This window comes from Enterobacter cloacae complex sp. I1M, from assembly GCF_014982425.1.
In the GTDB taxonomy this organism is placed as follows: domain Bacteria; phylum Pseudomonadota; class Gammaproteobacteria; order Enterobacterales; family Enterobacteriaceae; genus Enterobacter; species Enterobacter intestinihominis.
Window position 1 is genome coordinate 23,029 of record NZ_JADCLG010000022.1, and the last position, 23,628, is coordinate 46,656.

At 56.7% G+C, this 23,628-nt stretch carries 22 protein-coding genes; 16 read left to right on the forward strand and 6 right to left on the reverse strand.

Going from position 1 to position 23,628, the window contains the following annotated elements; translation table 11 throughout:
* The first annotated feature begins 11 nt into the window (after positions 1-11).
* Positions 12-743 (forward strand): pyridoxine 5'-phosphate synthase, encoded by a 732-nt coding sequence (gene pdxJ, locus INF86_RS13840; protein WP_015572143.1) that lies wholly within the window; start codon positions 12-14, stop codon positions 741-743.
* Complete coding sequence (gene acpS / locus INF86_RS13845) at positions 743-1,123, forward strand: holo-ACP synthase (protein ID WP_015572144.1); 381 nt, start codon at positions 743-745, stop codon at positions 1,121-1,123. The genes pdxJ and acpS overlap by 1 nt, the downstream gene beginning before the upstream one ends.
* On the opposite strand, the gene INF86_RS13850 is transcribed toward acpS, so the two are convergent.
* Together INF86_RS13850 and INF86_RS13855 are read right to left on the reverse strand one after the other, a co-directional pair.
* Positions 1,120-1,380: a YfhL family 4Fe-4S dicluster ferredoxin gene (locus tag INF86_RS13850; protein WP_193543617.1), complete on the reverse strand. Its 261-nt coding sequence runs from the start codon at positions 1,378-1,380 to the stop codon at positions 1,120-1,122. The two genes, acpS and INF86_RS13850, sit on opposite strands and share 4 nt — an antisense overlap.
* A gap of 56 nt (positions 1,381-1,436) precedes the next feature.
* Positions 1,437-2,285: a MurR/RpiR family transcriptional regulator gene (locus tag INF86_RS13855; RefSeq protein WP_023300733.1), complete on the reverse strand. Its 849-nt coding sequence runs from the start codon at positions 2,283-2,285 to the stop codon at positions 1,437-1,439.
* 118 nt (positions 2,286-2,403) lie between these two features.
* On the opposite strand from INF86_RS13855, the gene murQ reads away from it, so the two are divergent.
* The 4 genes from murQ to tadA are packed head-to-tail and all read left to right on the forward strand — an operon-like array spanning position 2,404 to position 5,877.
* Positions 2,404-3,300: an N-acetylmuramic acid 6-phosphate etherase gene (gene murQ / locus INF86_RS13860; protein WP_023306721.1), complete on the forward strand. Its 897-nt coding sequence runs from the start codon at positions 2,404-2,406 to the stop codon at positions 3,298-3,300.
* Positions 3,301-3,309: 9 nt separating this feature from the next.
* On the forward strand, positions 3,310-4,674 hold the full coding sequence (locus INF86_RS13865) for a PTS transporter subunit EIIC (RefSeq protein WP_023306720.1): 1,365 nt from the start codon (positions 3,310-3,312) through the stop codon (positions 4,672-4,674).
* A 3-nt stretch (positions 4,675-4,677) separates the two neighbouring features.
* Positions 4,678-5,313, forward strand: a complete 636-nt coding sequence (gene yfhb, locus INF86_RS13870; RefSeq protein ID WP_022649033.1) for a phosphatidylglycerophosphatase C — start codon at positions 4,678-4,680, stop codon at positions 5,311-5,313.
* 24 nt (positions 5,314-5,337) lie between these two features.
* The gene (tadA, locus tag INF86_RS13875; protein ID WP_023300729.1) at positions 5,338-5,877 is read left to right on the forward strand and encodes a tRNA adenosine(34) deaminase TadA; all 540 of its coding nucleotides are present in this window, start codon (positions 5,338-5,340) and stop codon (positions 5,875-5,877) included.
* Here the strand turns inward: tadA and mltF are convergent.
* Positions 5,765-7,315: a membrane-bound lytic murein transglycosylase MltF gene (gene mltF / locus INF86_RS13880; protein WP_193543618.1), complete on the reverse strand. Its 1,551-nt coding sequence runs from the start codon at positions 7,313-7,315 to the stop codon at positions 5,765-5,767. The two genes, tadA and mltF, sit on opposite strands and share 113 nt — an antisense overlap.
* A gap of 267 nt (positions 7,316-7,582) precedes the next feature.
* Between mltF and purL the strand changes: the two genes are divergently transcribed.
* From purL to glnB, 5 genes are all read left to right on the forward strand, one after another.
* Positions 7,583-11,470, forward strand: coding sequence for a phosphoribosylformylglycinamidine synthase (purL, locus tag INF86_RS13885; protein ID WP_193543619.1), 3,888 nt, complete (start codon positions 7,583-7,585; stop codon positions 11,468-11,470).
* Positions 11,471-12,002: 532 nt separating this feature from the next.
* Positions 12,003-13,436 carry a two component system sensor histidine kinase QseE/GlrK gene (qseE, locus tag INF86_RS13890; protein ID WP_032622390.1) on the forward strand — a complete coding sequence of 478 codons (1,434 nt, stop codon included), beginning with the start codon at positions 12,003-12,005 and terminating at the stop codon, positions 13,434-13,436.
* Positions 13,433-14,185 carry a two-component system QseEF-associated lipoprotein QseG gene (gene qseG / locus INF86_RS13895; RefSeq protein WP_022649028.1) on the forward strand — a complete coding sequence of 251 codons (753 nt, stop codon included), beginning with the start codon at positions 13,433-13,435 and terminating at the stop codon, positions 14,183-14,185. The genes qseE and qseG overlap by 4 nt, the downstream gene beginning before the upstream one ends.
* The gene (gene glrR, locus INF86_RS13900) at positions 14,182-15,519 is read left to right on the forward strand and encodes a two-component system response regulator GlrR (RefSeq protein ID WP_015572150.1); all 1,338 of its coding nucleotides are present in this window, start codon (positions 14,182-14,184) and stop codon (positions 15,517-15,519) included. The genes qseG and glrR overlap by 4 nt, the downstream gene beginning before the upstream one ends.
* Before the next feature lie 80 nt (positions 15,520-15,599).
* On the forward strand, positions 15,600-15,938 hold the full coding sequence (gene glnB / locus INF86_RS13905; protein ID WP_003860685.1) for a nitrogen regulatory protein P-II: 339 nt from the start codon (positions 15,600-15,602) through the stop codon (positions 15,936-15,938).
* A gap of 80 nt (positions 15,939-16,018) precedes the next feature.
* Here the strand turns inward: glnB and hmpA are convergent, their stop codons facing one another.
* A complete protein-coding gene (gene hmpA / locus INF86_RS13910) occupies positions 16,019-17,209 on the reverse strand; it encodes an NO-inducible flavohemoprotein (protein ID WP_126503536.1) in 1,191 nt (396 codons plus the stop codon).
* Positions 17,210-17,296: 87 nt separating this feature from the next.
* On the opposite strand from hmpA, the gene INF86_RS13915 reads away from it, so the two are divergent.
* A complete protein-coding gene (locus INF86_RS13915; RefSeq protein WP_122974144.1) occupies positions 17,297-17,527 on the forward strand; it encodes a hypothetical protein in 231 nt (76 codons plus the stop codon).
* Positions 17,514-18,767, forward strand: a complete 1,254-nt coding sequence (gene glyA / locus INF86_RS13920; RefSeq protein ID WP_003860678.1) for a serine hydroxymethyltransferase — start codon at positions 17,514-17,516, stop codon at positions 18,765-18,767. Before INF86_RS13915 ends, glyA begins: the two co-directional genes overlap by 14 nt.
* Positions 18,768-18,820: 53 nt before the next feature.
* Here glyA and INF86_RS13925 read toward each other — a convergent pair whose 3' ends face one another.
* Positions 18,821-19,243 carry a DoxX family protein gene (locus INF86_RS13925; RefSeq protein WP_038416512.1) on the reverse strand — a complete coding sequence of 141 codons (423 nt, stop codon included), beginning with the start codon at positions 19,241-19,243 and terminating at the stop codon, positions 18,821-18,823.
* Between the two features lie 172 nt (positions 19,244-19,415).
* Here INF86_RS13925 and INF86_RS13930 point away from each other — a divergent pair, with 172 nt between their 5' ends.
* Positions 19,416-20,555 carry a 3-phenylpropionate MFS transporter gene (locus tag INF86_RS13930; RefSeq protein WP_193543620.1) on the forward strand — a complete coding sequence of 380 codons (1,140 nt, stop codon included), beginning with the start codon at positions 19,416-19,418 and terminating at the stop codon, positions 20,553-20,555.
* On the opposite strand, the gene csiE is transcribed toward INF86_RS13930, so the two are convergent.
* Positions 20,556-21,833, reverse strand: a complete 1,278-nt coding sequence (gene csiE, locus INF86_RS13935; RefSeq protein WP_193543621.1) for a stationary phase inducible protein CsiE — start codon at positions 21,831-21,833, stop codon at positions 20,556-20,558.
* A 125-nt stretch (positions 21,834-21,958) separates the two neighbouring features.
* On the opposite strand from csiE, the gene INF86_RS13940 reads away from it, so the two are divergent.
* Together INF86_RS13940 and INF86_RS13945 are read left to right on the forward strand one after the other, a co-directional pair.
* Complete coding sequence (locus tag INF86_RS13940) at positions 21,959-22,597, forward strand: DUF1007 family protein (protein ID WP_022649022.1); 639 nt, start codon at positions 21,959-21,961, stop codon at positions 22,595-22,597.
* The gene (locus INF86_RS13945; RefSeq protein WP_193543622.1) at positions 22,588-23,568 is read left to right on the forward strand and encodes a nickel/cobalt transporter; all 981 of its coding nucleotides are present in this window, start codon (positions 22,588-22,590) and stop codon (positions 23,566-23,568) included. Before INF86_RS13940 ends, INF86_RS13945 begins: the two co-directional genes overlap by 10 nt.
* Positions 23,569-23,628 lie beyond the last annotated feature (60 nt).

The window sequence follows — 23,628 nt, forward strand, 5'->3', positions numbered from 1 at the left end:
CGAGGATTGTCATGGCTGAATTACTGTTAGGCGTCAATATCGATCACATCGCCACGTTACGTAATGCACGCGGTACCGCGTATCCCGATCCGGTTCAGGCGGCATTTATCGCTGAGCAGGCTGGCGCCGACGGCATTACCGTCCACCTGCGTGAAGATCGTCGCCACATCACTGACCGCGACGTGCGCATCCTGCGTCAGACGCTGGATACCCGCATGAACCTGGAGATGGCGGTGACAGAAGAGATGCTGGCGATTGCCTGCGAGACTAAACCGCATTTCTGCTGCCTGGTGCCGGAAAAGCGTCAGGAAGTGACCACCGAAGGCGGTCTCGATGTGGCCGGGCAGCTCGACAAAATGCGCGATGCCTGCAAACGCCTGGCGGATGCCGGTATCCTGGTATCTTTATTTATCGACGCTGATTTCACCCAGATTAAAGCCGCTGCCGATGTGGGTGCGCCGTATATTGAAATTCACACCGGCTGCTATGCCGATGCCGAAAACGACGCAGCGCAGGCGAAAGAGCTGGAGCGAATCGCCAAAGCGGCAACCTACGCCGCGAGCCTGGGACTGAAGGTTAACGCCGGACACGGCCTGACCTATCACAACGTAAAAGCCATTGCTGCCCTGCCGGAAATGCATGAGCTGAACATTGGCCACGCCATTATTGGTCGTGCGGTGATGAGCGGCCTGAAAGAGGCGGTGTCCGAGATGAAGCGCCTGATGCTGGAAGCGCGTCAGTAATGGCTATTCTGGGCTTAGGCACCGACATCGTCGAAATAGCCCGCATTGAAGCGGTGATCGCCCGCAGCGGCGATCGCCTCGCAAGACGCGTGCTGAGCGATAACGAATGGGCTATCTGGGAGGCGCATCAACAGCCGGTGCGCTTTCTGGCAAAGCGCTTCGCGGTAAAAGAGGCGGCGGCGAAAGCGTTCGGCACGGGCATTCGTAACGGCCTGGCGTTTAACCAGTTTGAAGTGTTTAACGATGAGCTGGGTAAGCCACGTCTGCGTTTATGGGGCGAGGCGCTTAAGCTGGCGGAAAAGCTGGGCGTGGCGCACATGCACGTAACGCTTGCAGATGAACGCCACTATGCCTGTGCGACGGTGATTATTGAGAGTTAAATTTTGTCCGCATGGTGCATCAGGACAAACTTATCCCACAACTGTTCTTCATTCTCGACGTGTGCCGGATCTTTTAAGATCGTATTGGGAATTGGGCACACCTTCTGGCAGGTCGGCGTTTCATAGTGGCCGATGCATTCGGTGCAGCGGTCGCTGTAAATCTCATAAATGCTGTCGCCCATCGAAATCGCCTGGTTCGGGCATTCGGGTTCGCACATATCGCAGTTGATGCATTTTTTGGTGATTAACAGCGCCATCAGGAAATTCTCAGAAACATCACAAACAGGGCGGGCATTATACGCTCATTCGTTGTTCAAACCAGTTTTTTTACCAGCTCTTCGCTGTGCCGAATACGTTCTGGCGCACGCTCCAGATCCTGCTGAACCAGCGCCATAAACAGCAGGTCCGTCAGCATCATCTGCGCACTCGTCGACGAAATCGCCGCGCTGCGAGTGGCCTGTTCCTCGGCAATGGTATACAGACAGCGGGTTGCCCGTTGCTGGAGCGCATTCGGGCTAAATCCGGTAATCGCCAGAATTTTTCCCCCTACGCGCAGGGCTTCGTCAGTGGCCATATTAATTTCACGTCGCTCGCCGGAATAGGAGATGGCCAGCAGTAAATCGTCAGGATCCATGGCCTGCACGGTCGCCAGCAGCGCGTGCATATCCTGTTCAACGATGGCGTTATAGCCGATTTTTGTCAGCTTCCAGCCAAAGTTACGCGCAACCAGTCCGGAGGCGCCGATCCCGGTCAACACAATGCGCCGCGCGTCGCGAAGCATGGCTACGCTTTCCAGCAGCTTCTCTTCCGTGTTCACATCCAGCGTGGCATGCATTGCCGCCACGTTCTCCTTGATCAGCTTTTCGCCCACCAGACGCATCGGATCGTCGCCACGGATCTGGTTATGCACCGGCATTGACTGCGGATTCGGGTTGCTCACCAGTGCTTCACTGATCGCCAGCTTTAGCGCCGGAAAGCCCTTATAGCCTATTTTCTGGGCGAATTTCACCACGCTCGACTGACTCACTCCGGCTTCGCCTGCCAGCTGCTGGGAGCTGAGGTGTCGCGCGCGATCGGGCTGAGAAAGTAAAAAATCCGCCAGCTTTTTATCACTCTGGGCAAACCCTGCGTAGCGCTGACGAATACGAATTAAACAGTTCATACGGTCTCCTGGCGAAAATGTGATTACCCGCGCAAATACGAATTTTGCTCGCCTGAATGAATTTTATATTCCATTATAGTGCGTTTATTATGAATTAAAAATTCCAGAGGTAAATAACATGAATCTTGGCTCTCTTGTTTCTGAAACGCGTAACCCGCAAACCATGGATCTTGATGCACTGTCCACGCTGGAGCTGGTAAACCGCTTTAATCAACAGGATACCCTCGTCGCGCTGGCAGTCAAAGAGACATTGCCTGAGGTAGCAAAAGCCGTAGACGCCGCTGCCGACGCTCTGAAAGCAGGAGGACGCATTATTTATATGGGAGCGGGAACCAGCGGGCGCCTCGGGGTGCTGGATGCCTCAGAATGTCCGCCGACTTTTGGCGTTCCGCACGGGCTGGTCGTTGGCCTGATTGCCGGTGGCCCCGGCGCGCTGCTGAAAGCGGTAGAAGGGGCAGAAGACAATAAACAGCTTGGGGAAGATGATCTCAGGGCGCTAAACCTGACCGCGCAGGATCTGGTGGTCGGCCTGGCGGCTTCTGGTCGTACGCCGTACGTCATTGGTGGACTGGAATATGCCAGACAGACCGGGTGCACCACAGTGGCCATCTCCTGTAACCCGGGCTCGCCGATTGCGCAGGTGGCCGCCATTGCCATCTCTCCGGTCGTCGGGCCGGAAGCGCTCACCGGCTCCACACGGCTGAAGTCGGGTACCGCGCAGAAGCTGGTGCTCAATATGATCTCCACCGGCGCGATGGTGAAATTTGGCAAGGTCTACCAAAACCTGATGGTGGATATGCAGGCCACTAACATCAAGCTGGTGGACAGAGCGTGTCGCATGGTGATGGAAGCGACAGGTGCCAGTCGTGAAGAGGCGGAAAAGGTGCTTCAGCAGACCGATCACGATGTAAAACCCGCCATTCTGATGATATTAACCGGGCTGGATGCAGCCGCGGCCAGAGCCAGACTCGAAGCCCATCACGGGTTTTTACGGGCGGCATTAGAACACCAATAAGAGGCGTGTATGGACAAAACAGCAGCGCTCGCCAGCGACATCCTGCTCGGGATCGGTGGGGAAAAAAATATTCAGCGTCTTGAGAACTGTATGACGCGTGTTCGCGTCGAGGTGCATAACGACGAACAGCTTGATTTGACGCGCCTTAAGCAGCTTCCCGGCGTGAGCGGGTACGTTAAGCAGGGGCAACAGCACCAGTTGATTGTCGGTCCGGGCAAAGCGGCGCAGGTGGTAGATGCCATGCGCGCCCTGATGACGGGCGGTGAAACGGCTCCCGCCTTTGACGATGCGGAACGCACCAAAGCGCAGGCGAAAGCCAAATACAAAGCCCCTATGAGCGATGCGCTGCGCCAACTGGCTAACGTCTTTATTCCGCTGATCCCGGCGTTTATCGCGTCGGGGCTGATCACCGGGATTATCAATATTCTTAAGCGTCCGGATATTGTCGGGGATTTTGCCACGCAGTATCCGAACCTGCTGGGTATTCTGGCGATTTTCGGCAGCGCGGTGTTTGCCATCATGAACATTCTGGTGGGGGTGAACACGGCCAAAGTGTTTGGCGGCTCGCTGGCGATGGGCGGCGTTATGGCGGGTATCCTCTCCAGCCCGCAGCTGGCGCAGATTACGCTGTTTGGCGAGGCGCTTCAGCCTGGCCGCGGCGGGGTGATTGCCGTGCTGCTGGTGGTCATTCTGATGTGCTGGATCGAGAAAAAGCTGCGCGCGGTGCTGCCAGGCTCGATTGAGCTGATCCTCAACCCGCTGCTGACCACATTGATTACCGGGAGCGTGGCGATTGTGGCGCTGCAACCGTTAGGCGGCGCCATCTCTGAAGCCATCGCCCACGGCGCGTCTCTGGCTATCGATCGCGGTGGGTTATTGGTGGGGGCTGTGCTGTCCGGAACCTTCCTGCCGTTAGTGCTGACCGGTCTGCATCAGGGGCTGGTGCCGATCCACGTCGAACTGGTACAGGCGCACGGCTATAACGCCCTGCTGCCGATCCTGTCGATGGCGGGCGTTGGGCAGGTCGGCGCGGCCATCGCGGTGCTGATGAAAACCCGCAACGCACGTCTGAAAAAGGTCATTAAAGGGGCGTTGCCGGTCGGGTTGCTCGGTATCGGCGAGCCGCTGATTTTCGGCGTTACGCTGCCGCTGGGCAAGCCGTTCCTGGCCGCCTGTCTCGGTGGCGCGGTGGGCGGGGCGTTGATTAGCTACTGGAAAGTGGCGACCGTTATCACCTTCGGGATTTCCGGTTTACCGCTGGCATTAACCATCGTGACCGGAAAAGTGATGCTCTATCTGTTAGGCTATCTGGTAGCGGTGATCGCCGGGTTCCTGTTTACCTGGCTATTAGGATTCAACGACCCAGAGGAGTAAGGTTTGGCAAATCACGAGCGTCGCGTTGTCTTTTTTGATCTGGATGGAACGCTGCATCAGCAGGATATGTTCGGCACCTTTATGCGCTATCTGCTGCGGCGCCAGCCCCTTAACGCGTTGCTGGTATTGCCCCTGTTACCCGTTATTGGCATCGCGCTACTGGTGAAAGGCCGTTCAGCGCGCTGGCCGATGAGCCTGCTGCTCTGGGGATGCACGTTTGGTCATAGCGAAGCGCGTCTTAAGCAGCTTGAACAGGATTTTGCCCACTGGTTTCGCGGGCACGTCGCCGCGTTTCCCGTGGTCCAGGCGCGCCTGACCAGCTATCTCGACGCCAACGATGCCGATATCTGGCTGATTACCGGCTCCCCGCAGACGCTGGTGGAGCAGGTCTATTATGATACGCCCTGGCTGCCGCGCGTAAACCTTATCGCCACGCAGATCGCGCGCGGCTACGGCGGCTGGGTGCTCACCCTGCGTTGCCTCGGACATGAAAAAGTGGTGCAGCTGGAGAAACGCATCGGTACGCCGCTGCGTCTGTACAGCGGCTACAGCGACAGCAAGCAGGACAACCCGCTGCTCTATTTTTGCCAGCACCGCTGGCGCGTCACGCCTCTGGGCGAACTTCAGCAACTCGAATAGTCTTATCTGTACCGGCTGTGTATAATGCCGCCCGCTTTTCGACTGGAGTATCAGCCCTTGTCCAACCCTGAACACAATCATGAATACTGGATGCGCCACGCGCTGGCGCTGGCTCAGCGCGCCTGGGAAGAGGGCGAAGTTCCCGTGGGCGCGGTGCTGGTCCATAACAATCAGGTAATTGGTGAAGGGTGGAACCGTCCGATTGGCCGTCACGATCCTACCGCGCATGCTGAAATTATGGCGCTGCGTCAGGGCGGGCTGGTGCTGCAAAACTATCGTCTGCTTGATACCACCCTGTACGTCACCCTTGAACCGTGCGTGATGTGCTCCGGGGCGATGGTGCATAGCCGAATCGGTACGCTGGTGTTTGGTGCGCGGGATGAAAAAACAGGCGCTGCTGGTTCACTGATGGACGTGCTTGGGCATCCGGGGATGAACCACCAGGTGAAAACTATCGGCGGGGTACTTGCACCAGAATGTTCGGGTCTGTTAAGTGACTTTTTTCGAATGCGTCGGCTGCAGAAAAAGCAACAAAAGGCAGAATTGAAACCGCAGGGTGATTAAGCTCGTCCGGTGCGACCACCGGATAGCTTTCAGCCAGCTGTTGCGCCTCGGCAGCCTCTTTTTCTTTCTCCAGCAGATATCCCACCAGGCTTATCTGATACTTACGAATATTTTCCACGTAGGCATACGCTTCATGCCCGCGCGCATAGCCGTACGTCAGCTTCTGGTACCACTGTTTCTGGCTAAGCAGCGGCAGGCGCTGTTTTACATCTGACCAGCTGTCCGGGTTACCTTTGGTTTTTGCCGTCAGCGTCCGCGCGTCGAGCATATGGGCATAACCCATGTTATAGGCGGCCAGCGCAAACCAGATCCGCTCCCCTTCAGGGACCGTCTCCGGCACTTTCGCCATCATATCCTGTAAATATTGCGCGCCGCCGCTGATGCTCTGTTCCGCATCGGTTCGATCGCTAATGCCGAGGCTCTGCGCGGTATTTTTGGTCAGCATCATCAACCCGCGCACGCCCGTGGGGGAGGTGGCCTGAGCATCCCAGTGCGATTCCTGGTAGGAAATTGCCGCCAGTAACTTCCAGTCAATCTCCTGAGCGTACTTCTCGAACAGCGGTTGCAGGTCCGGCAGCACGCTATCCACCGCGCGCAGGAAGGAGCGGGTGTCAACGTAATCAAAATCGTCACCGTGACCGAGATATTTCTCTTCCAGACGCGCCAGGGTGCCGTCTTCATTGATGGAATTAAAGAAATCGAGCATAGCCGCAGAGACGGTTTGATCGTCGTCTAACTGGGTAAACCAGGTTACCGGCTGTTCATCGGTCACATCCAGCGCCACGGCGATTTCAGGATGAACGCGCTGGAAAAGGCTGATCGCCACCGAATCAGCAATGGTATAGGCCAGCTTTTTATCTTTTACCTGCTCCAGCAATTCGGTAGTGCCGAGTTTAGGATCGACCGTCCAGCTGAGGTTCGGGTATTTGTTCTCTTTCAACGCCCGCAGATCGTCAATCACCACATGGCCTGGCGCAATGGTCAATTGCTGGTCGGTAATGTCGGCCAGTGAGCGCGGGCGCAAGCTACCCACACGATAAACCACCTGCTGCGACACAGAGTAATAGGTCGGGCCCGGCTGATAATTTTTGCTGCGTTCGCTGTTGTACACCAGACCTGCGGCGAGAATATCGGCACGGTCATGGTCTAAATCATCAAACAGCTGGTTGATGTTCTGCCGCACGGTGACTTTCAGCTTCACGCCCAGATAGTCCGCAAACAGCTGTGCCAGTTCGTAATCAAGACCAATGGTTTTACCGTTGATATCGTCGTATATAAGCGGAGAGGAGAGGGTACTGACGCGCAACTCCCCCCGCTCCTGAATGGCGGCGATACGGTTTTCGGCTTTGCCGAACCAGGGGATAGACGGCCAGAAGGCCACTGCCAGCAGCAACGTAACAATGCCGATGAGCAGATAATTAATCTTTAATTTTTTCAATTAGTTAATTCTCTGCGACGCCGGTTGCCTCAGTGTGCTGTAGTCATGTTAAGAGTAGAGTTTGCCATTGATTGAGCGGCATTTTGCGCAAAGTAGCGCCAGTTGGCAACCAATTAGAGAGACAGGTCACATCTATTGTTAAACAAAAAGGATGATTTTATTTCGACGCAAACGGTTTCGTCAGCGCTCAGGATTCTCTATAATGACGCCCGTTTTCCCCCCTTGCGCACACTGTAAGCGCCCCGGCGCTTCGAAGACGAGAGACTTATGATGGAAATTCTGCGTGGTTCGCCTGCACTGTCTGCCTTCCGTATTAATAAACTGCTGGCACGTTTTCAGGCGGCCGACCTTCCGGTAAGCAATATTTACGCTGAGTATGTCCATTTTGCTGACCTGAATGCCCCCCTGAATGCAGAGGAGCGCGTACAGCTGGAAAGTCTGCTTAAATATGGCCCAAGCCTGAGCAGCCATACGCCGACCGGCAAATTAATCCTCGCCACGCCACGTCCTGGCACCATCTCCCCCTGGTCTTCCAAAGCCACCGACATCGCTCACAACTGCGGCCTGAGCCAGATTAACCGTCTGGAGCGCGGCGTGGCGTACTATGTGGAAGCGTCAACCCTGAGCGACGCGCAGTGGCAGGCCGTCACAGCGGAGCTGCACGACCGCATGATGGAGAGCGTGTTTGACTCTCTGGATGATGCGCAGAAACTGTTCTTCCACCATCAGCCTGCGCCGGTACAGAGCGTGGATCTGCTGGGGCAGGGGCGTCAGGCGCTGATCGACGCAAACCTGCGTCTTGGTCTGGCGCTCGCAGAAGATGAAATCGACTACCTTCAGGATGCATTCGTTAAGCTGAATCGCAACCCGAACGACATCGAACTGTATATGTTCGCGCAGGCCAACTCCGAGCACTGCCGCCACAAAATTTTCAACGCCGACTGGATTATCGACGGCGAACAGCAGCCGAAGTCGCTGTTCAAAATGATCAAAAACACCATGGAGCAAACCCCTGACCACGTGCTGTCTGCCTATAAAGACAACGCCGCGGTGATGGAAGGTTCCGAGGTGGGCCGCTTCTTCGCCGACCGCGAAGCAGGGCGCTATGACTTCCACCAGGAGCCTGCGCATATCCTGATGAAAGTGGAAACCCACAACCACCCGACGGCCATCTCTCCGTGGCCGGGTGCGGCGACCGGTTCCGGCGGTGAAATCCGTGACGAAGGTGCGACCGGTCGCGGCGCGAAACCAAAAGCGGGTCTGGTCGGTTTCTCCGTTTCCAACCTGCGTATCCCGGGCTTTGAACAGCCGTGGGAAGAAGATTTCGGCAAGCCAGAGCGCATTGTGACCGCGCTGGATATCATGACCGAAGGCCCGCTGGGCGGCGCGGCGTTCAACAATGAATTTGGTCGTCCGGCGCTGAACGGTTACTTCCGTACCTACGAAGAGAAAGTGGACAGCCACAACGGCGAAGAGCTGCGCGGCTACCACAAACCCATCATGCTGGCGGGCGGGATCGGCAACATTCGCGCCGATCACGTGCAAAAAGGTGAGATCGTCGTGGGCGCGAAGCTGATCGTGCTCGGCGGCCCGGCCATGAACATTGGTCTGGGCGGTGGTGCAGCCTCGTCTATGGCTTCCGGCCAGTCTGATGCGGATCTCGACTTCGCGTCCGTGCAGCGCGACAACCCGGAAATGGAGCGCCGCTGTCAGGAAGTGATCGACCGCTGCTGGCAGCTCGGCGATGCCAACCCGATTCTGTTTATCCACGACGTGGGCGCGGGTGGGCTCTCTAACGCCATGCCTGAGCTGGTGAGCGACGGCGGTCGCGGCGGGCGCTTCAACCTGCGCGATATCCTGAGCGATGAGCCAGGCATGAGCCCGCTGGAAATCTGGTGTAACGAATCCCAGGAGCGCTACGTGCTGGCGGTTGCTGCCGATCAGCTGCCGCTGTTTGACGAGCTGTGCCGCCGCGAGCGCGCGCCGTATGCCGTCATCGGTGAAGCTACCGAAGAGCAGCACCTGACTCTCAGTGATACCCATTTCGACAACCAGCCGATCGATCTGCCGCTCGACGTGCTTCTCGGCAAAACGCCGAAGATGACCCGCGACGTTACAACCCGCAAAGCGGCGGGTAAAGCGCTGGATCGTCAGGGCATTATTGTGGCGGAAGCGGTTAACCGCGTGCTGCACCTGCCTGCGGTGGCGGAGAAAACCTTCCTGGTCACCATCGGCGACCGTACCGTGACCGGTATGGTGTCACGCGATCAGATGGTCGGCCCGTGGCAGATCCCGGTCGCTAACTGCGCCGTGACCACCGCGAGCCTCGACAGCTACTACGGCGAAGCGATGGCGCTGGGTGAACGCACCCCGGTGGCTCTGCTGGACTTCGCCGCTTCTGCCCGTCTGGCGGTCGGTGAAGCGCTGACCAATATCGCCGCGACGCAGATTGGCGACATCAAACGCATCAAACTTTCCGCGAACTGGATGGCCGCTGCCGGTCACCCTGGCGAAGACGCGGGCCTGTACGAAGCGGTAAAAGCGGTGGGTGAAGAGCTGTGTCCTGCGCTCGGCCTGACCATTCCGGTGGGTAAAGACTCCATGTCGATGAAAACCCGCTGGCAGGAAGGCAGCGAGCAGCGCGAGATGACTTCGCCTCTGTCGCTGGTGATCACCGCGTTTGCGCGCGTGGAAGACGTGCGTCATACCGTTACGCCGCAGCTTTCCACTGAAGATAACGCCCTGCTGCTGATTGACCTCGGCAAAGGCCATAACGCGCTGGGTGCCACCGCGCTGGCACAGGTTTACCGCCAGCTCGGCGAAAAGCCAGCCGACGTGCGGGACGTCGCACAGTTGAAAGGCTTCTACGACGCAATTCAGGCGCTGGTGGCGCAGCGTAAGCTGCTTGCCTACCATGATCGTTCCGATGGCGGCCTGCTGGTGACGCTGGCAGAGATGGCCTTCACCGGCCACTGCGGCGTTGAAGCAAACATTGCAACGCTTGGTGAAGACCGCCTGGCGGCGCTGTTTAACGAAGAGCTGGGTGCCGTCATTCAGGTACGCGCCGCAGATCGCGACGCGGTGGAAGCGATTCTGGCGCAGCACGGTCTGGCAGACTGCGTGCACTATCTCGGTAAAGCGGTGCAGGGCGACCGTTTCGTGATTGAAGCCGACGGCCACCCGGTGTTCAGCGAAAGCCGCACCACGTTGCGTATGTGGTGGGCGGAAACCACCTGGCAGATGCAGCGCCTGCGTGACAACCCGGAATGTGCCGATCAGGAGCATAACGCGAAGGCGAACGACAACGATCCTGGCCTGAACGTGAAGCTCACCTTCGACATCAACGAAGACATTGCCGCGCCGTACATTGCGACCGGTGCGCGTCCTAAAGTGGCCGTGCTGCGCGAACAGGGCGTTAACTCCCACGTTGAGATGGCAGCGGCCTTCCACCGGGCGGGCTTTGACGCCATCGACGTCCACATGAGCGACCTGCTGGCAGGGCGTACCGGGCTGGATGATTTCCAGGCACTGGTAGCCTGCGGGGGGTTCTCCTACGGTGACGTGCTGGGCGCGGGCGAAGGCTGGGCGAAGTCCATCCTGTTCAACAGCCGCGTACGTGACGAGTTTGAAACCTTCTTCCACCGTCCGCAGACGCTGGCGCTGGGGGTGTGTAACGGCTGCCAGATGATGTCTAACCTGCGCGAGCTGATCCCGGGCAGCGAAGCCTGGCCGCGCTTTGTGCGTAACCAGTCTGACCGCTTTGAAGCGCGCTTCAGCCTGGTAGAAGTAACCCAAAGCCCGTCCCTGCTGTTGCAGGGGATGGTCGGTTCGCAGATGCCAATCGCGGTTTCGCACGGTGAAGGTCAGGTTGAAGTCCGTGATGCGGCGCACCTGGCTCAGCTTGAAAGCAAAGGACTGGTGGCGCTGCGCTTTGTTGATAACTTTGGCAAGGTCACCGAAACCTATCCGGCTAACCCGAACGGTTCGGCAAATGGCATTACCGCGGTCACCAGCGAAAGCGGTCGGGTGACGATTATGATGCCGCACCCGGAGCGTGTCTTCCGTACCGTGAGCAACTCCTGGCACCCGGAAAACTGGGGCGAGGACAGCCCGTGGATGCGCATTTTCCGCAACGCACGTAAACAACTAGGTTAAGTTTCAACGCCCTGACTGTAGGCCCGGTAAGCGCGAGCGCCACCGGGCTTTTTTGTCTCTGTCGCAAAATCGCGACAACTCTCTGGTCTGAGTGTCTCCAAAAGGAGACATTTAACCTGTTGATTTATATGCGGCAGGACAGGTTCCCGTTAAGGTGTTGCTTAATAGCGACACTTAGCCTGGAAATCATTCACGTAACAATCAATACGTTTTGATAATAAAAATATTACTAATCATAAGGATATCATTAATTTTTGCAATCTGGCACGCGTGTTGCATAATAGTAACCAGTGGCTCATTCACCTTCTTATGTCAGCCCCTTCGGGACGTGCTACATAAACTTCGAATGACGCACAAAAAGGTGCCTGCCGTCCAACTACTGATTATTGCAATGCTTTATCAGGCCAGGGCGAAACGTCGAGTTAGGCACCGCCTTATTCCATGACAAAGCCGGGTTTTTACCCGGCTTTGTTGTATCTGAAGGGCAGACTCAGTTACGCTCTCCTCAAACCCGGATGAAGAGAGTAATGTGTTGAAACGCTGGCCCGCTTTCCCTCGCTCCCTGCGACAGCTCGTTATGATGGCCTTCCTGCTGATCCTACTACCTTTGCTGGTTCTGGCCTGGCAGGCCTGGCAAAGCCTGAACGCGTTAAGTGCCCAGGCGGCCCTGACTAACCGCACCACGCTTATTGATGCTCGCCGTAGCGAGGCGATGACCAACGCCGCGCTTGAGATGGAGCGTAGCTATCGCCAGTACTGCGTGCTGGACGATCGCACGCTGGAGAGGGTCTATCAGAACCAGCGTAAACGCTACAGCGAAATGCTGGACGCCCACGCCGGGGTGCTGCCAGATGACAAACTCTATCAGGCGCTGCGTCAGGATCTGAACGATCTGGCGCAGCTCCAGTGCAAAAACAGCGGTCCTGATGCCGCCGCCGCCGCCCGACTTGAAGCCTTCGCGAACGCCAATACGGAGATGGTTCAGTCCACCCGTACGGTTATCTTTTCCCGTGGTCAGCAGCTCCAGCAGGAGATTGCCGAGCGCGGCCAGTTCTTCGGCTGGCAGGCGCTGGTGCTGTTCCTCGTCAGCCTGGGGCTGGTGCTGCTCTTTACCCGCATGATCATCGGCCCCGTGAAGGGGATCCAGCGGATGATTAACCGCCTGGGGGAGGGTAAATCTCTCGGGGATACGGTCGTTTTTAAAGGCCCGCGCGAGCTGCGCTCGGTCGGTCAACGCATCATCTGGCTTTCAGAGCGCCTGGCGTGGCTGGAATCGCAGCGCCACCAGTTCCTGCGCCATATCTCACACGAACTCAAAACGCCGCTGGCCAGCATGCGTGAAGGTACGGAACTGCTGGCCGACGAAGTGGCGGGGCCGTTAACCCCTGAGCAAAAAGAGATCGTGGCGATTCTGGATGCCAGCAGCCGCAATTTACAAAAGCTTATTGAACAACTGCTGGACTATAACCGCAAGCTGGCGGATGGTGCTGTGGTGCTTGAAAGCGTTGAGATTGAACCGCTGGTGGACATGGTGATCTCCGCCCATAGCCTGCCAGCAAGAGCTAAAATGATGCATACCCAGGTGGAACTCAACGCGCCAGCCTGTCTTGCAGAACCGATGCTGTTAATGAGCGTACTGGATAATCTTTATTCCAATGCGGTGCACTATGGTACTGAATCCGGTACCATTTATATCAGAAGCAATAACAACGGTTCGCGGGTATTTATTGACGTAGCGAATACCGGAAGCCCGATTCCGGATGATGAAAAAACGATGATCTTTGAACCCTTCTTCCAGGGGAGTCATCAGCGAAAAGGTGCGGTAAAAGGAAGTGGTCTGGGGCTGAGTATTGCCCGCGACTGCATACGACGCATGCAGGGTGAGCTTAACATCGTGAGTGATGAACGCGCCGATGTCTGTTTTCGTATCGAACTGCCTCTTGAGCCGGAAAAATCAATGAAATGAATAACAACCTTGTGAGTATGTCACACGTCTTTTACCGCGCACTGCGCGCGGTGTTTTCCAGCAAAAATGTGCGCCTCAGCCTGCCCTGCTTACTGCTGGCAGGCTGTGTAACCCATGCACCGAAAAGTGCAATTAGCCACAAACAGGAAGATAAATGGCCGCAAAAACAGCTGGCCGATTTCCTTTCAACACGTTGCGATGATATCTGGAGCCTGTCGGGGCGTGATGTTGAATCCAATCCGCTGTTCTGGCTGCGCGGAATAGACTGCGCCCAGCGGCTGGCGCCCGCTGAGGCCCGTGCCCAGGCGGCGATGCTGGTGGACGATACCTGGCAGGACGCGTTTAAACGCGGGATCGTGATGGCGGATGCCAGAATCACGCCTGTCGAACGCCGCGCCAACGTGACGCGGCTGGATACTTACGTGATCAATATTCCCCCCCAGGTGCGCCCGGTCTATCAGCTCTGGCGGGACGGACAAACCCTGCAATTACAGCTGTCCGAAGAGCGTTTCCGCTACAGCAAATTGCAGCAGTCGAGCGACAGCGAGCTTGATGCGCTTCGCCAGCAGCAGGAGTCGCTGCGCGAGCAGCTGGATACCACCACCCGCAAGCTTGAAAATCTGACCGATATCGAAAGACAGCTCTCGACGCGTAAGCCGGCAGGCAGCTATCTGCCCGATGGGTCGAAAGGCAACTCTGCCACGACGCCAGACAGTGAGATGCCGAAACAAGAGGATGTGAAGCCATGACAAGCCGTAAACCTGCCCATCTGTTACTGGTGGATGACGATCCCGGGCTGTTAAAGCTGCTGGGGATGCGTCTGGTCAGCGAAGGCTACAGCGTGGTCACCGCTGAAAGCGGGCAGGAGGGGCTGAAGGTGCTCAGCCGTGAGAAAATCGATCTGGTGATCAGCGATTTGCGCATGGATGAAATGGATGGCCTGCAACTGTTCACGGAGATCCAGAAGCAGCAGCCCGGGATGCCGGTGATTATCCTCACCGCTCACGGATCTATTCCTGATGCGGTGGCCGCGACGCAGCAGGGGGTATTCAGCTTCCTCACCAAACCGGTGGATAAAGACGCCCTCTATAAAGCGATCGACAGCGCCCTTGAGCACGCGGCGCCATCCGGCGACGACGCCTGGCGTGAATCCATCGTGACGCGTAGCCCTGTAATGCTGCGCCTGCTGGAACAGGCGCGGATGGTGGCGCAATCCGACGTTAGCGTGCTGATCAACGGCCAGAGCGGGACCGGGAAAGAGATCCTCGCCCAGGCGATCCACAACGCCAGCCCGCGCAGTAAAAATGCTTTTATTGCCATTAACTGTGGCGCGTTGCCGGAACAGCTGCTCGAATCAGAGCTCTTCGGCCATGCCCGCGGCGCCTTTACCGGCGCGGTGAGCAGCCGTGAAGGGCTGTTCCAGGCGGCTGAGGGGGGCACGCTGTTCCTTGATGAAATTGGCGATATGCCCGCGCCGCTGCAGGTCAAATTGCTGCGCGTGTTGCAGGAGCGGAAAGTGCGTCCGCTTGGCAGCAACCGCGATATCGATATCAACGTGCGTATTATTTCCGCCACCCACCGTGATTTACCCAAGGTGATGGCGCGCAACGAGTTCCGCGAAGATCTCTACTATCGACTGAATGTCGTCAACCTGAAAATCCCGGCGCTGGCCGAGCGTGCGGAAGACATCCCGCTGCTGGCAAATCACCTATTGCGCCAGGCCGCTGACCGCCACAAACCGTTTGTGCGCGCGTTCTCCACCGATGCGATGAAACGCCTGATGACCGCAAGCTGGCCGGGTAACGTACGCCAGCTGGTGAACGTGATTGAGCAGTGCGTGGCGTTGACGTCATCGCCGGTGATCAGCGATGCGCTGGTGGAGCAGGCGCTCGAGGGGGAAAACACGGCCTTACCGACATTTGCGGAAGCGCGAAATCAGTTCGAGCTGAACTATCTGCGCAAGCTGCTGCAAATCACCAAAGGCAACGTGACCCACGCGGCGCGCATGGCCGGGCGTAACCGTACCGAGTTCTATAAATTGCTCTCACGCCACGAGCTGGAAGCGAACGATTTTAAAGAGTAATACCGCAAAATTCGCCTGAATATGATACTGTGAGCAACCGATTACGAGGCTGCTTACTGGCAAGAGTTTAAGGACCCACCATGAAAAAAATTGATGCGATTATTAAACCTTTCAAACTGGATGATGTACGTGAAGCGCTGGCAGAAGTAGGCATCACCGGGATGACCGTAACTGAAGTGAAAGGTTTTGGTCGTCAGAAGGGCCACACCGAGCTATACCGTGGCGCAGAGTACATGGTGGACTTTCTGCCGAAAGTGAAAATCGAGATCGTGGTGAGCGATGATATCGTCGATACCTGTGTGGATACCATCATCCGCACGGCGCAGACCGGTAAAATTGGCGACGGGAAAATCTTCGTCTTTGACGTGGCGCGCGTGATCCGTATCCGTACCGGCGAAGAAGACGACGCGGCGATTTAACATTCTTGCCGGGTGGCGCTGCGCTTACCCGGCCTACAGAACCCTTCGCAGGTCCGTGCAAGCGCAGCGCCGCCGGGCGATTACAGCACTTTATGCGGGCCGAAACATTCGTAATGAATGTTGTCTTTGTTCACGCCCAGGTCTACCAGCTGCTTCGCGGCATACTGCATAAACGCTACCGGTCCACACACGTAGAACTGCATCCCCGGTGCGCTAAACGCACCTTCGTGCTGCCCTAAATTCATCAGGCCTTCGCTGTCAAAACGTGCCGCTGCGCGGTCAGCTTCCGTGGGTAAACGATACCAGGTATGCGCGGTAAAGTGTGGCAGACCCGCTCCGAGCGCTTTCACTTCATCTGCAAAGGCGTGCACATCACCGTTTTCGGCCGCGTGGAACCAGTTAACCTGCGCGCTGTGGTTTGATTTTGCCAGCGTATCCAGCATCGCCAGCATTGGCGTTTGACCAACACCTGCGGAAATCAGCGTCACCGGGGTACCCGATTCCACCGCCATAAAGAAATCACCCGCTGGCGCGGCCAGATGAACGATATCACCCACGCTGGCGACGTTATGCAGCCAGCTGGATACCTGACCGCCTTCCTCACGTTTAACCGCAATGCGATAGCCTTTGCCGTCTGGCTTGCGGGTCAGGGAGTACTGGCGAATCTCCTGGTGCGGGAAGCCTTCAGGCTTCAGCCAGACGCCCAGATACTGCCCCGGCTGGTAATCGGCAACTGGCTGGCCGTCCACCGGCTCAAACTCAAAGCTGGTGATCAGTGCGCTGCGCGGGGTTTTCTCAACAATGCTGAAAGCACGCGTGCCTTCCCAGCCGCCATTCTTGCTGGCGTTTTCGCTGTAGATCTGCGCTTCACGGTTGATGAACACGTTTGCCAGCACGCCGTATGCCTTACCCCAGGCATCCAGCACTTCCTGGCCCGGGCTGAACATTTCGTCCAGGGTTGCCAGCAGGTGACTGCCCACGATGTTGTACTGCTCAGGTTTGATCTGGAAGCTGGTGTGCTTCTGGGCGATTTTTTCCACCGCAGGCAGCAGAGCCGGCAGGTTTTCGATGTTGCTGGCATAGGCGGCAATAGCGTTAAACAGTGCTTCGCGCTGATCGCCGTTACGCTGGTTGCTCATGTTGAAAATCTCTTTGAGCTCCGGGTTATGCGCGAACATGCGATCGTAGAAATGAGCGGTCAGTTTAGGACCCGTTTCAACCAGCAGGGGGATTGTGGCTTTCACGGTAGCGATGGTTTGGGCGTCGAGCATAGCAGCTTCCTTCTGATGTTACTTTAATGATGTATTTTATATGCATCTTATAAAAATACCCCTGCAATGTAAATGGTTCTTTGCATCATGAAAAATATGCATCACAAAGCTGAAAAGAAATCCGTTGAAAATGGCGAGAGCTTTATTGCTCAAACCCTTGCGTGGCGTGGAGGTAAACGTTTGCGTAAAATCGTTTGTCAAGACCTGTTATCGCAGAACTATTCAGTTATACTGTTGCCCGTCGTCCAACAGGACTGCCTTTTCAGGCCAAAAATTTACTTGTTAGCTGAGTCAGGAGATGCGGATGTTAAAGCGTGAAATGAACATTGCCGATTATGATGCCGAACTGTGGCAGGCTATGGAGCAGGAAAAAGTACGTCAGGAAGAGCACATCGAACTGATCGCCTCCGAAAACTACACCAGCCCGCGCGTGATGCAGGCGCAGGGTTCTCAGCTGACCAACAAATATGCTGAAGGTTATCCGGGCAAGCGCTACTACGGCGGTTGCGAATACGTTGATATCGTTGAGCAGCTGGCGATTGACCGTGCGAAAGAACTCTTTGGCGCTGACTACGCGAACGTCCAGCCGCACTCTGGCTCTCAGGCTAACTTCGCTGTTTACACCGCGCTGTTGCAGCCGGGCGATACCGTTCTGGGTATGAACCTGGCGCAGGGCGGCCACCTGACTCACGGCTCTCCGGTTAACTTCTCTGGCAAACTGTACAACATCATCCCTTACGGTATTGATGAGTCCGGTAAAATTGACTACGAAGACATGGCGAAGCAGGCTAAAGAGCACAAGCCGAAGATGATCATCGGTGGCTTCTCTGCTTACTCCGGCATCGTTGACTGGGCAAAAATGCGTGAAATCGCTGACAGCATCGGCGCGTACCTGTTCGTCGACATGGCGCACGTTGCCGGTCTGATTGCCGCTGGCGTTTACCCGAACCCGGTTCCACATGCGCACGTTGTGACCACCACCACCCACAAAACCCTGGCGGGTCCCCGCGGTGGCCTGATCCTGGCGAAAGGCGGTGACGAAGAGCTGTACAAAAAGCTGAACTCCGCCGTGTTCCCAAGCGCCCAGGGCGGCCCGCTGATGCACGTTATCGCCGCGAAAGCCGTCGCGCTGAAAGAAGCGATGGAGCCAGAGTTCAAGGTTTATCAGCAGCAGGTTGCTAAGAACGCCAAAGCGATGGTGGAAGTGTTCCTGAACCGTGGTTACAAAGTGGTGTCCGGTGGGACTGAAAACCACCTGTTCCTGCTGGATTTAGTCGATAAGAACCTGACCGGTAAAGAAGCTGACGCAGCCTTGGGCCGCGCCAACATCACCGTGAACAAAAACAGCGTGCCAAACGATCCGAAGAGCCCGTTCGTGACTTCCGGTATCCGTATCGGTTCTCCGGCCGTAACTCGCCGTGGCTTTAAAGAAGCGGAAGTGAAAGAGCTGGCGGGCTGGATGTGTGACGTTCTGGACAACATCAATGACGACGCGGTTATCGAGCGCGTTAAAGGTAAAGTTCTGGACATCTGCGCACGCTTCCCGGTGTACGCATAATTCTCTGCGTTTCAGAACTGAAAAAGGCCGCTCATGCGGCCTTTTTTTATGGGCTAACGTCGGTCGAGGGAGATGGCCCCCGGCCCGGTTATCGCCAGCAAAATAAAGGCGCCAGCGATACTCACATTTTTATAGAAGTTAATCATATTTGGCAGGACCGCATCGCCCGTCATATCCCAGTAGTGGTGTCCAATCACCGCCGTTCCCAGCGTATAGAAGACAAAGATCACCGCGAGGGGGCGGGTAAAAAAGCCCAGAACGATCAGAATCGCGGCGGGGATTTCCATTACCACCGCAATAATCGCGGCCAGCATGGGCATGGGGGCGCCGAGCGACGTCATGTACTGAACGGTGCCGCTAAACCCCGTCAGCTTGGGATAACCGAAAATAATAAACAGGACCACGATAGCAATGCGGGCAATTAAAAGCAGGAGAGAACGAGAGGATCCGAAATCGAAATAACGTAAGCTGTTCATGGCAAACGACCTCTTCAGGCGATGTCTTATAAACGTAATACAGTTTTACCGCTCTCGCCATACGCTGTACGGCTGGTGATGATGTTAATTTTTAGTTAATTTATAGCGCGCTAACGACTTGCTAAAGTCAGGGATTAACGCCAGACTATCGCCTCCATTTCGGGAGGGATTCATGGTCTTGCATTCCACGCGCTGGCTGGCGCTCAGCTATTTCACCTATTTCTTTAGTTACGGTATTTTTTTGCCTTTCTGGAGCGTCTGGCTCAAGGGAATTGGTCTGACGCCTGAGACCATCGGCATCCTGCTGGGCACGGGGCTGGTGGCACGTTTCCTGGGTAGCCTGCTGATAGCACCCCGCGTCAGCGATCCCTCTCTGTTGATTAAAGCGGTGCGAATTCTGGCCCTCCTGACGCTGGTCTTTGCGGCCTGCTTCTGGGTCAGCCACCAGTTTGCCTGGCTGATGGTGGTGATGGTTGGCTTTAATCTGTTCTTCTCCCCGCTGGTGCCGCTGACGGATGCCCTGGCGAACACCTGGCAAAAGCAGATCACCATGGACTATGGCCGCGTGCGCCTGTGGGGATCGATTGCCTTCGTGATCGGCTCTGCGCTGGTCGGGAAACTGGTCAGCCTCTATGACTATCGCGCCATTCTGGCCCTGTTAACGCTCGGCATCGCCTCGATGCTGCTCGGTATGTTGCTGCGTCCGTCGGTGATGCCGCAGGGCGAAAGCCGCCATCAGGAGAGCGCTGGCTGGTCCGCCTGGCGCTCGCTGGTGGCGCAAAGCTGGCGTTTCCTGGCCTGCGTCTGTCTGCTTCAGGGGGCGCATGCGGCCTATTACGGCTTCAGCGCCATCTACTGGCAGGGGGCGGGCTACTCGGCTTCTGCGGTAGGCTACCTGTGGTCGCTCGGCGTGGTAGCGGAGGTCATTATCTTCGCGCTGAGCCAAAAACTGTTCCGTCGTTTCGGGGCGCGTGACCTGCTGCTGCTTTCCGCCGTTTGCGGCGTAGCGCGCTGGGGCATCATGGGCTGGACGACGGATCTGCCGTGGCTGATTGTGGCGCAAATTCTGCACTGCGGAACCTTCACCGTCTGCCATTTGGCGGCGATGCGCTATATCGCGGCGCGAGAGGGTGGGGACGTTATTCGTCTTCAGGCAGTCTATTCAGCGGTGGCGATGGGCGGCAGTATTGCGGTGATGACCGTATTTGCCGGTTTCCTCTATCAGCACCTGGGCCACGGTGTGTTCTGGGTGATGGCGCTGGTCGCTTTACCGGCCATCGTCATCCGCCCTAAAGTCGCTGCTCGCACGTAACTAAGATTCGAGCATAACGCGAATATGTTCCTGCTGCTGCGTGTTCAGGGTCTCAACGGCATGAATGAGCGGCGGCGAGAACAGCGGCAGGGCGGTTGGATAAGGCGTAATAACCAGCGCCGCCTCGCGGGGGGCGCCCTCCTTCTTAAACGCTTCCAGGCTAAGATAACGAATATTGAGCGGCAGCAGCGTTAGCTCGCGAAGCTGCTGCTCAATTAACTCCTCGCAGGCTTTATCTTCCCCCGTTAACAGGACCACCTGTTTTTCATGAAGATCGGTTTCCTGCATCAGCCAGGCACCAAAAATCACCGCCACCAGAGCCATCTCTTCACCGGAGAATCGCAGGCCAAATTCGGCTTCCAGCTCAGACAGCGCCTCTTTAGTGGTGCGCAGCAGCCGGGGGTATAGACGGTGGATCTCTTCCGGCAGACTGTTGTCGATGCCGATGTCAAATAAGGAGCGGTCCAGCGCCTGAGCCAGATGAATATACAGCTGATCGGTCAGCCCTTGCTCATCGCTGAAGTTCATCCCGGTTTGCGCCCGGAAACGGGCAATCATACGCACGATGGCCCGACGCAGGCGCTGATCCTGCTGGTGTTTATCCAGTACCGGGTCGGGTGTGCGGAGCATCATAAACAGCAGCGCCAGGAACAGCTGTTCATCACTGTGCGTTCCCTGCGGGACGCGCCGTTTCCAGTGACGGACAATTTCCTGCGCCGTAAAGTATTCCCCTCTCGATTGCGTCCAGCTGCGCTGAACGGGTGAAAACTCCGGCGTATTGCCCAGATGATGCTGAATAAGACAATATTGCAAATAAAGCTGTAAAAACTGTACGTCGCGGGACTCAAACTGGCGCTGAAGCTTGCGCGCGCAAAAGTTGATAAGCGCCCGAAGGTTCGCATCGTCATAAAGCGGGCGGGCAATGCCGTGCTGTTTGAGCGCGGTTTTTAAGGCAGGGGTAAACTGTTGGGCGACAAAATGTGGACACAGCCGAAGCGCCCTGCGCAGCCAGTGCAGCAGGCACAAACGCTGATTCAGGGCGGAGCCCTCAATACGGTAGCAACCGTCATGGTGCGTGACGATATCAAGCCGATGATAGCGCTGGATTTCATCGCGCGTCTCGGCTATATCTTGCCGTGCCAGGACGTCGTCCACGCCGTTGGCAGCGATTATGCTCTGTGCGGTGACGGCAGCATCGGGCAGGTAAAGCATCAAAAGCACCTGGCAACGGCGCTGCGAACTGGAAAGCACAGATGGAATTTCAAGCGTCGTCATCATCTGTCGGGTATCCAGTGTGAATGTTTGATAAGAATAGCTAAAGGATGGGCGCTGAAAAGCGCGCCGGCAGGCCTTTCATTCAGGATTGCTGGCGAACATCACAGAATTTTTGACGTGAGGAATTGATGCAAACAGTTAAACAAAGCGTGACAGCGTTATTTTTGGCGGTTATCACCTCCGCCGCCAGCGCACATCCTCACAGCTTTATCAGCCTGAAAACCGAACTGGTGACGGACGGTACACAGCTCAGCGGCCTGAAGATGCGCTGGACGATGGATGAAATCACCTCCGCCGACCTGCTGTACGATGCCGGAAACGCAAAGCCCGGCGACGAGATCTGGAAAAAGCTGGCGGCGGAAGTCATGGCCAACGTGCTGGGTCAGCACTACTTCACCGAGTTCTGGCACAACGGACAAAAGGTGAAATTTCTTAACCGTCCCACGGAGTACGGTATGACCCGCGACGGCCATCAGGCGGTGCTGACGTTTATCCTTCCGCTGGCGCACCCTCAGCCGCTGGCCGGGCAGAAGTACAGGTTTTCCACGTTTGACCCAACCTACTATGTCGATATGCATTACGCCCAGGACAGCGACGTACAGTTGCCAGAAATATTGCAAAAAAGCTGCAAAATTGCCGTGCACACGCCGACGCCCAGTGAAGAGACGCTGAACTTTGCCGTTTCCCTTGATAAAGAAGATGCGCCTCCAGAAGACATGGAATTAGGAAAACAGTTTGCGCAGGAGGTGACGTTACAATGTCAGTGATCTCCTCCCCCGTCAGTAAGCCGCGTCGCTGGCTGCACCTCTGGCCTCTGGCGCTCTTTTTGCTGTTAGCGTCTGGCGGCGCGCTCTGGCTGTGGCAGGCATGGCCGCAGGTGATGATGAAAAGTATCCTCTGGCAGCGGGAAGTTAATCAGCAGATGAGCGGGCTGCTGAAAGCCGTGGCGGAAAATCCGTCCAAAGCGGGCGGCTCTCTTCTGGCGTTCAGCTTTATCTATGGCGTGCTGCATGCCCTGGGGCCGGGGCACGGCAAAATCGTCATCACGACCTGGCTTGCCACCCATCCGTCGAAGCTGAAATCGAGTATCGGCCTGACGCTGGCTTCCTCTTTACTTCAGGGCGGTGTGGCAATTGCGCTGGTCGTGGTCGTCCTTTCGCTGCTACAGCTCCCGGCCCGCCAGCTGCATATGAGCAGCTTCTGGCTGGAGAAGGGAAGTTACGCGCTGGTAGGCTTACTGGGGCTGATTCTCTGCTGGCGGGCGCTGAAAAAATTGCGCGCGTTGCTGCAAAAACCAAAATTCAAAATCTTTACGCCGCATCACCTTCACCATGAAAACTGCGGGTGCGGGCATCAGCATCTGCCGACGCAGGAACAATTACAGAATGGTGACGACTGGCGTGCGCGCCTGATGATTGTTCTCTCAATGGGGATGCGTCCGTGCTCGGGCGCAATCATGGTGCTGTTGTTCAGCAAAGTGATAGGTGTATTTGGCTGGGGCATGATCTCGGCGCTGGCGATGGCGGCGGGAACATCACTGACTATCTCTTCGTTAGCCTTGCTGGTGCACAGCTTCCGTCAGCTGGCGGTAAAACTCAGCGGCAATAAAACGCCGGTATTGTGGCGACAGGTTGGCTGGACGACGCTTGCGCTGGCGGGCGGGGTGATTCTGCTGGTGGCTGCGGTCACGATGTGGATAAGTGCGGTGCCGGTGGGAAGGGGGTTGCGGCCTTTTTAGCCATACCTGAGGGGTTTGTAGGCCCGGTAAGCGTAGCGCCACCGGGCTTAACAGACTGGA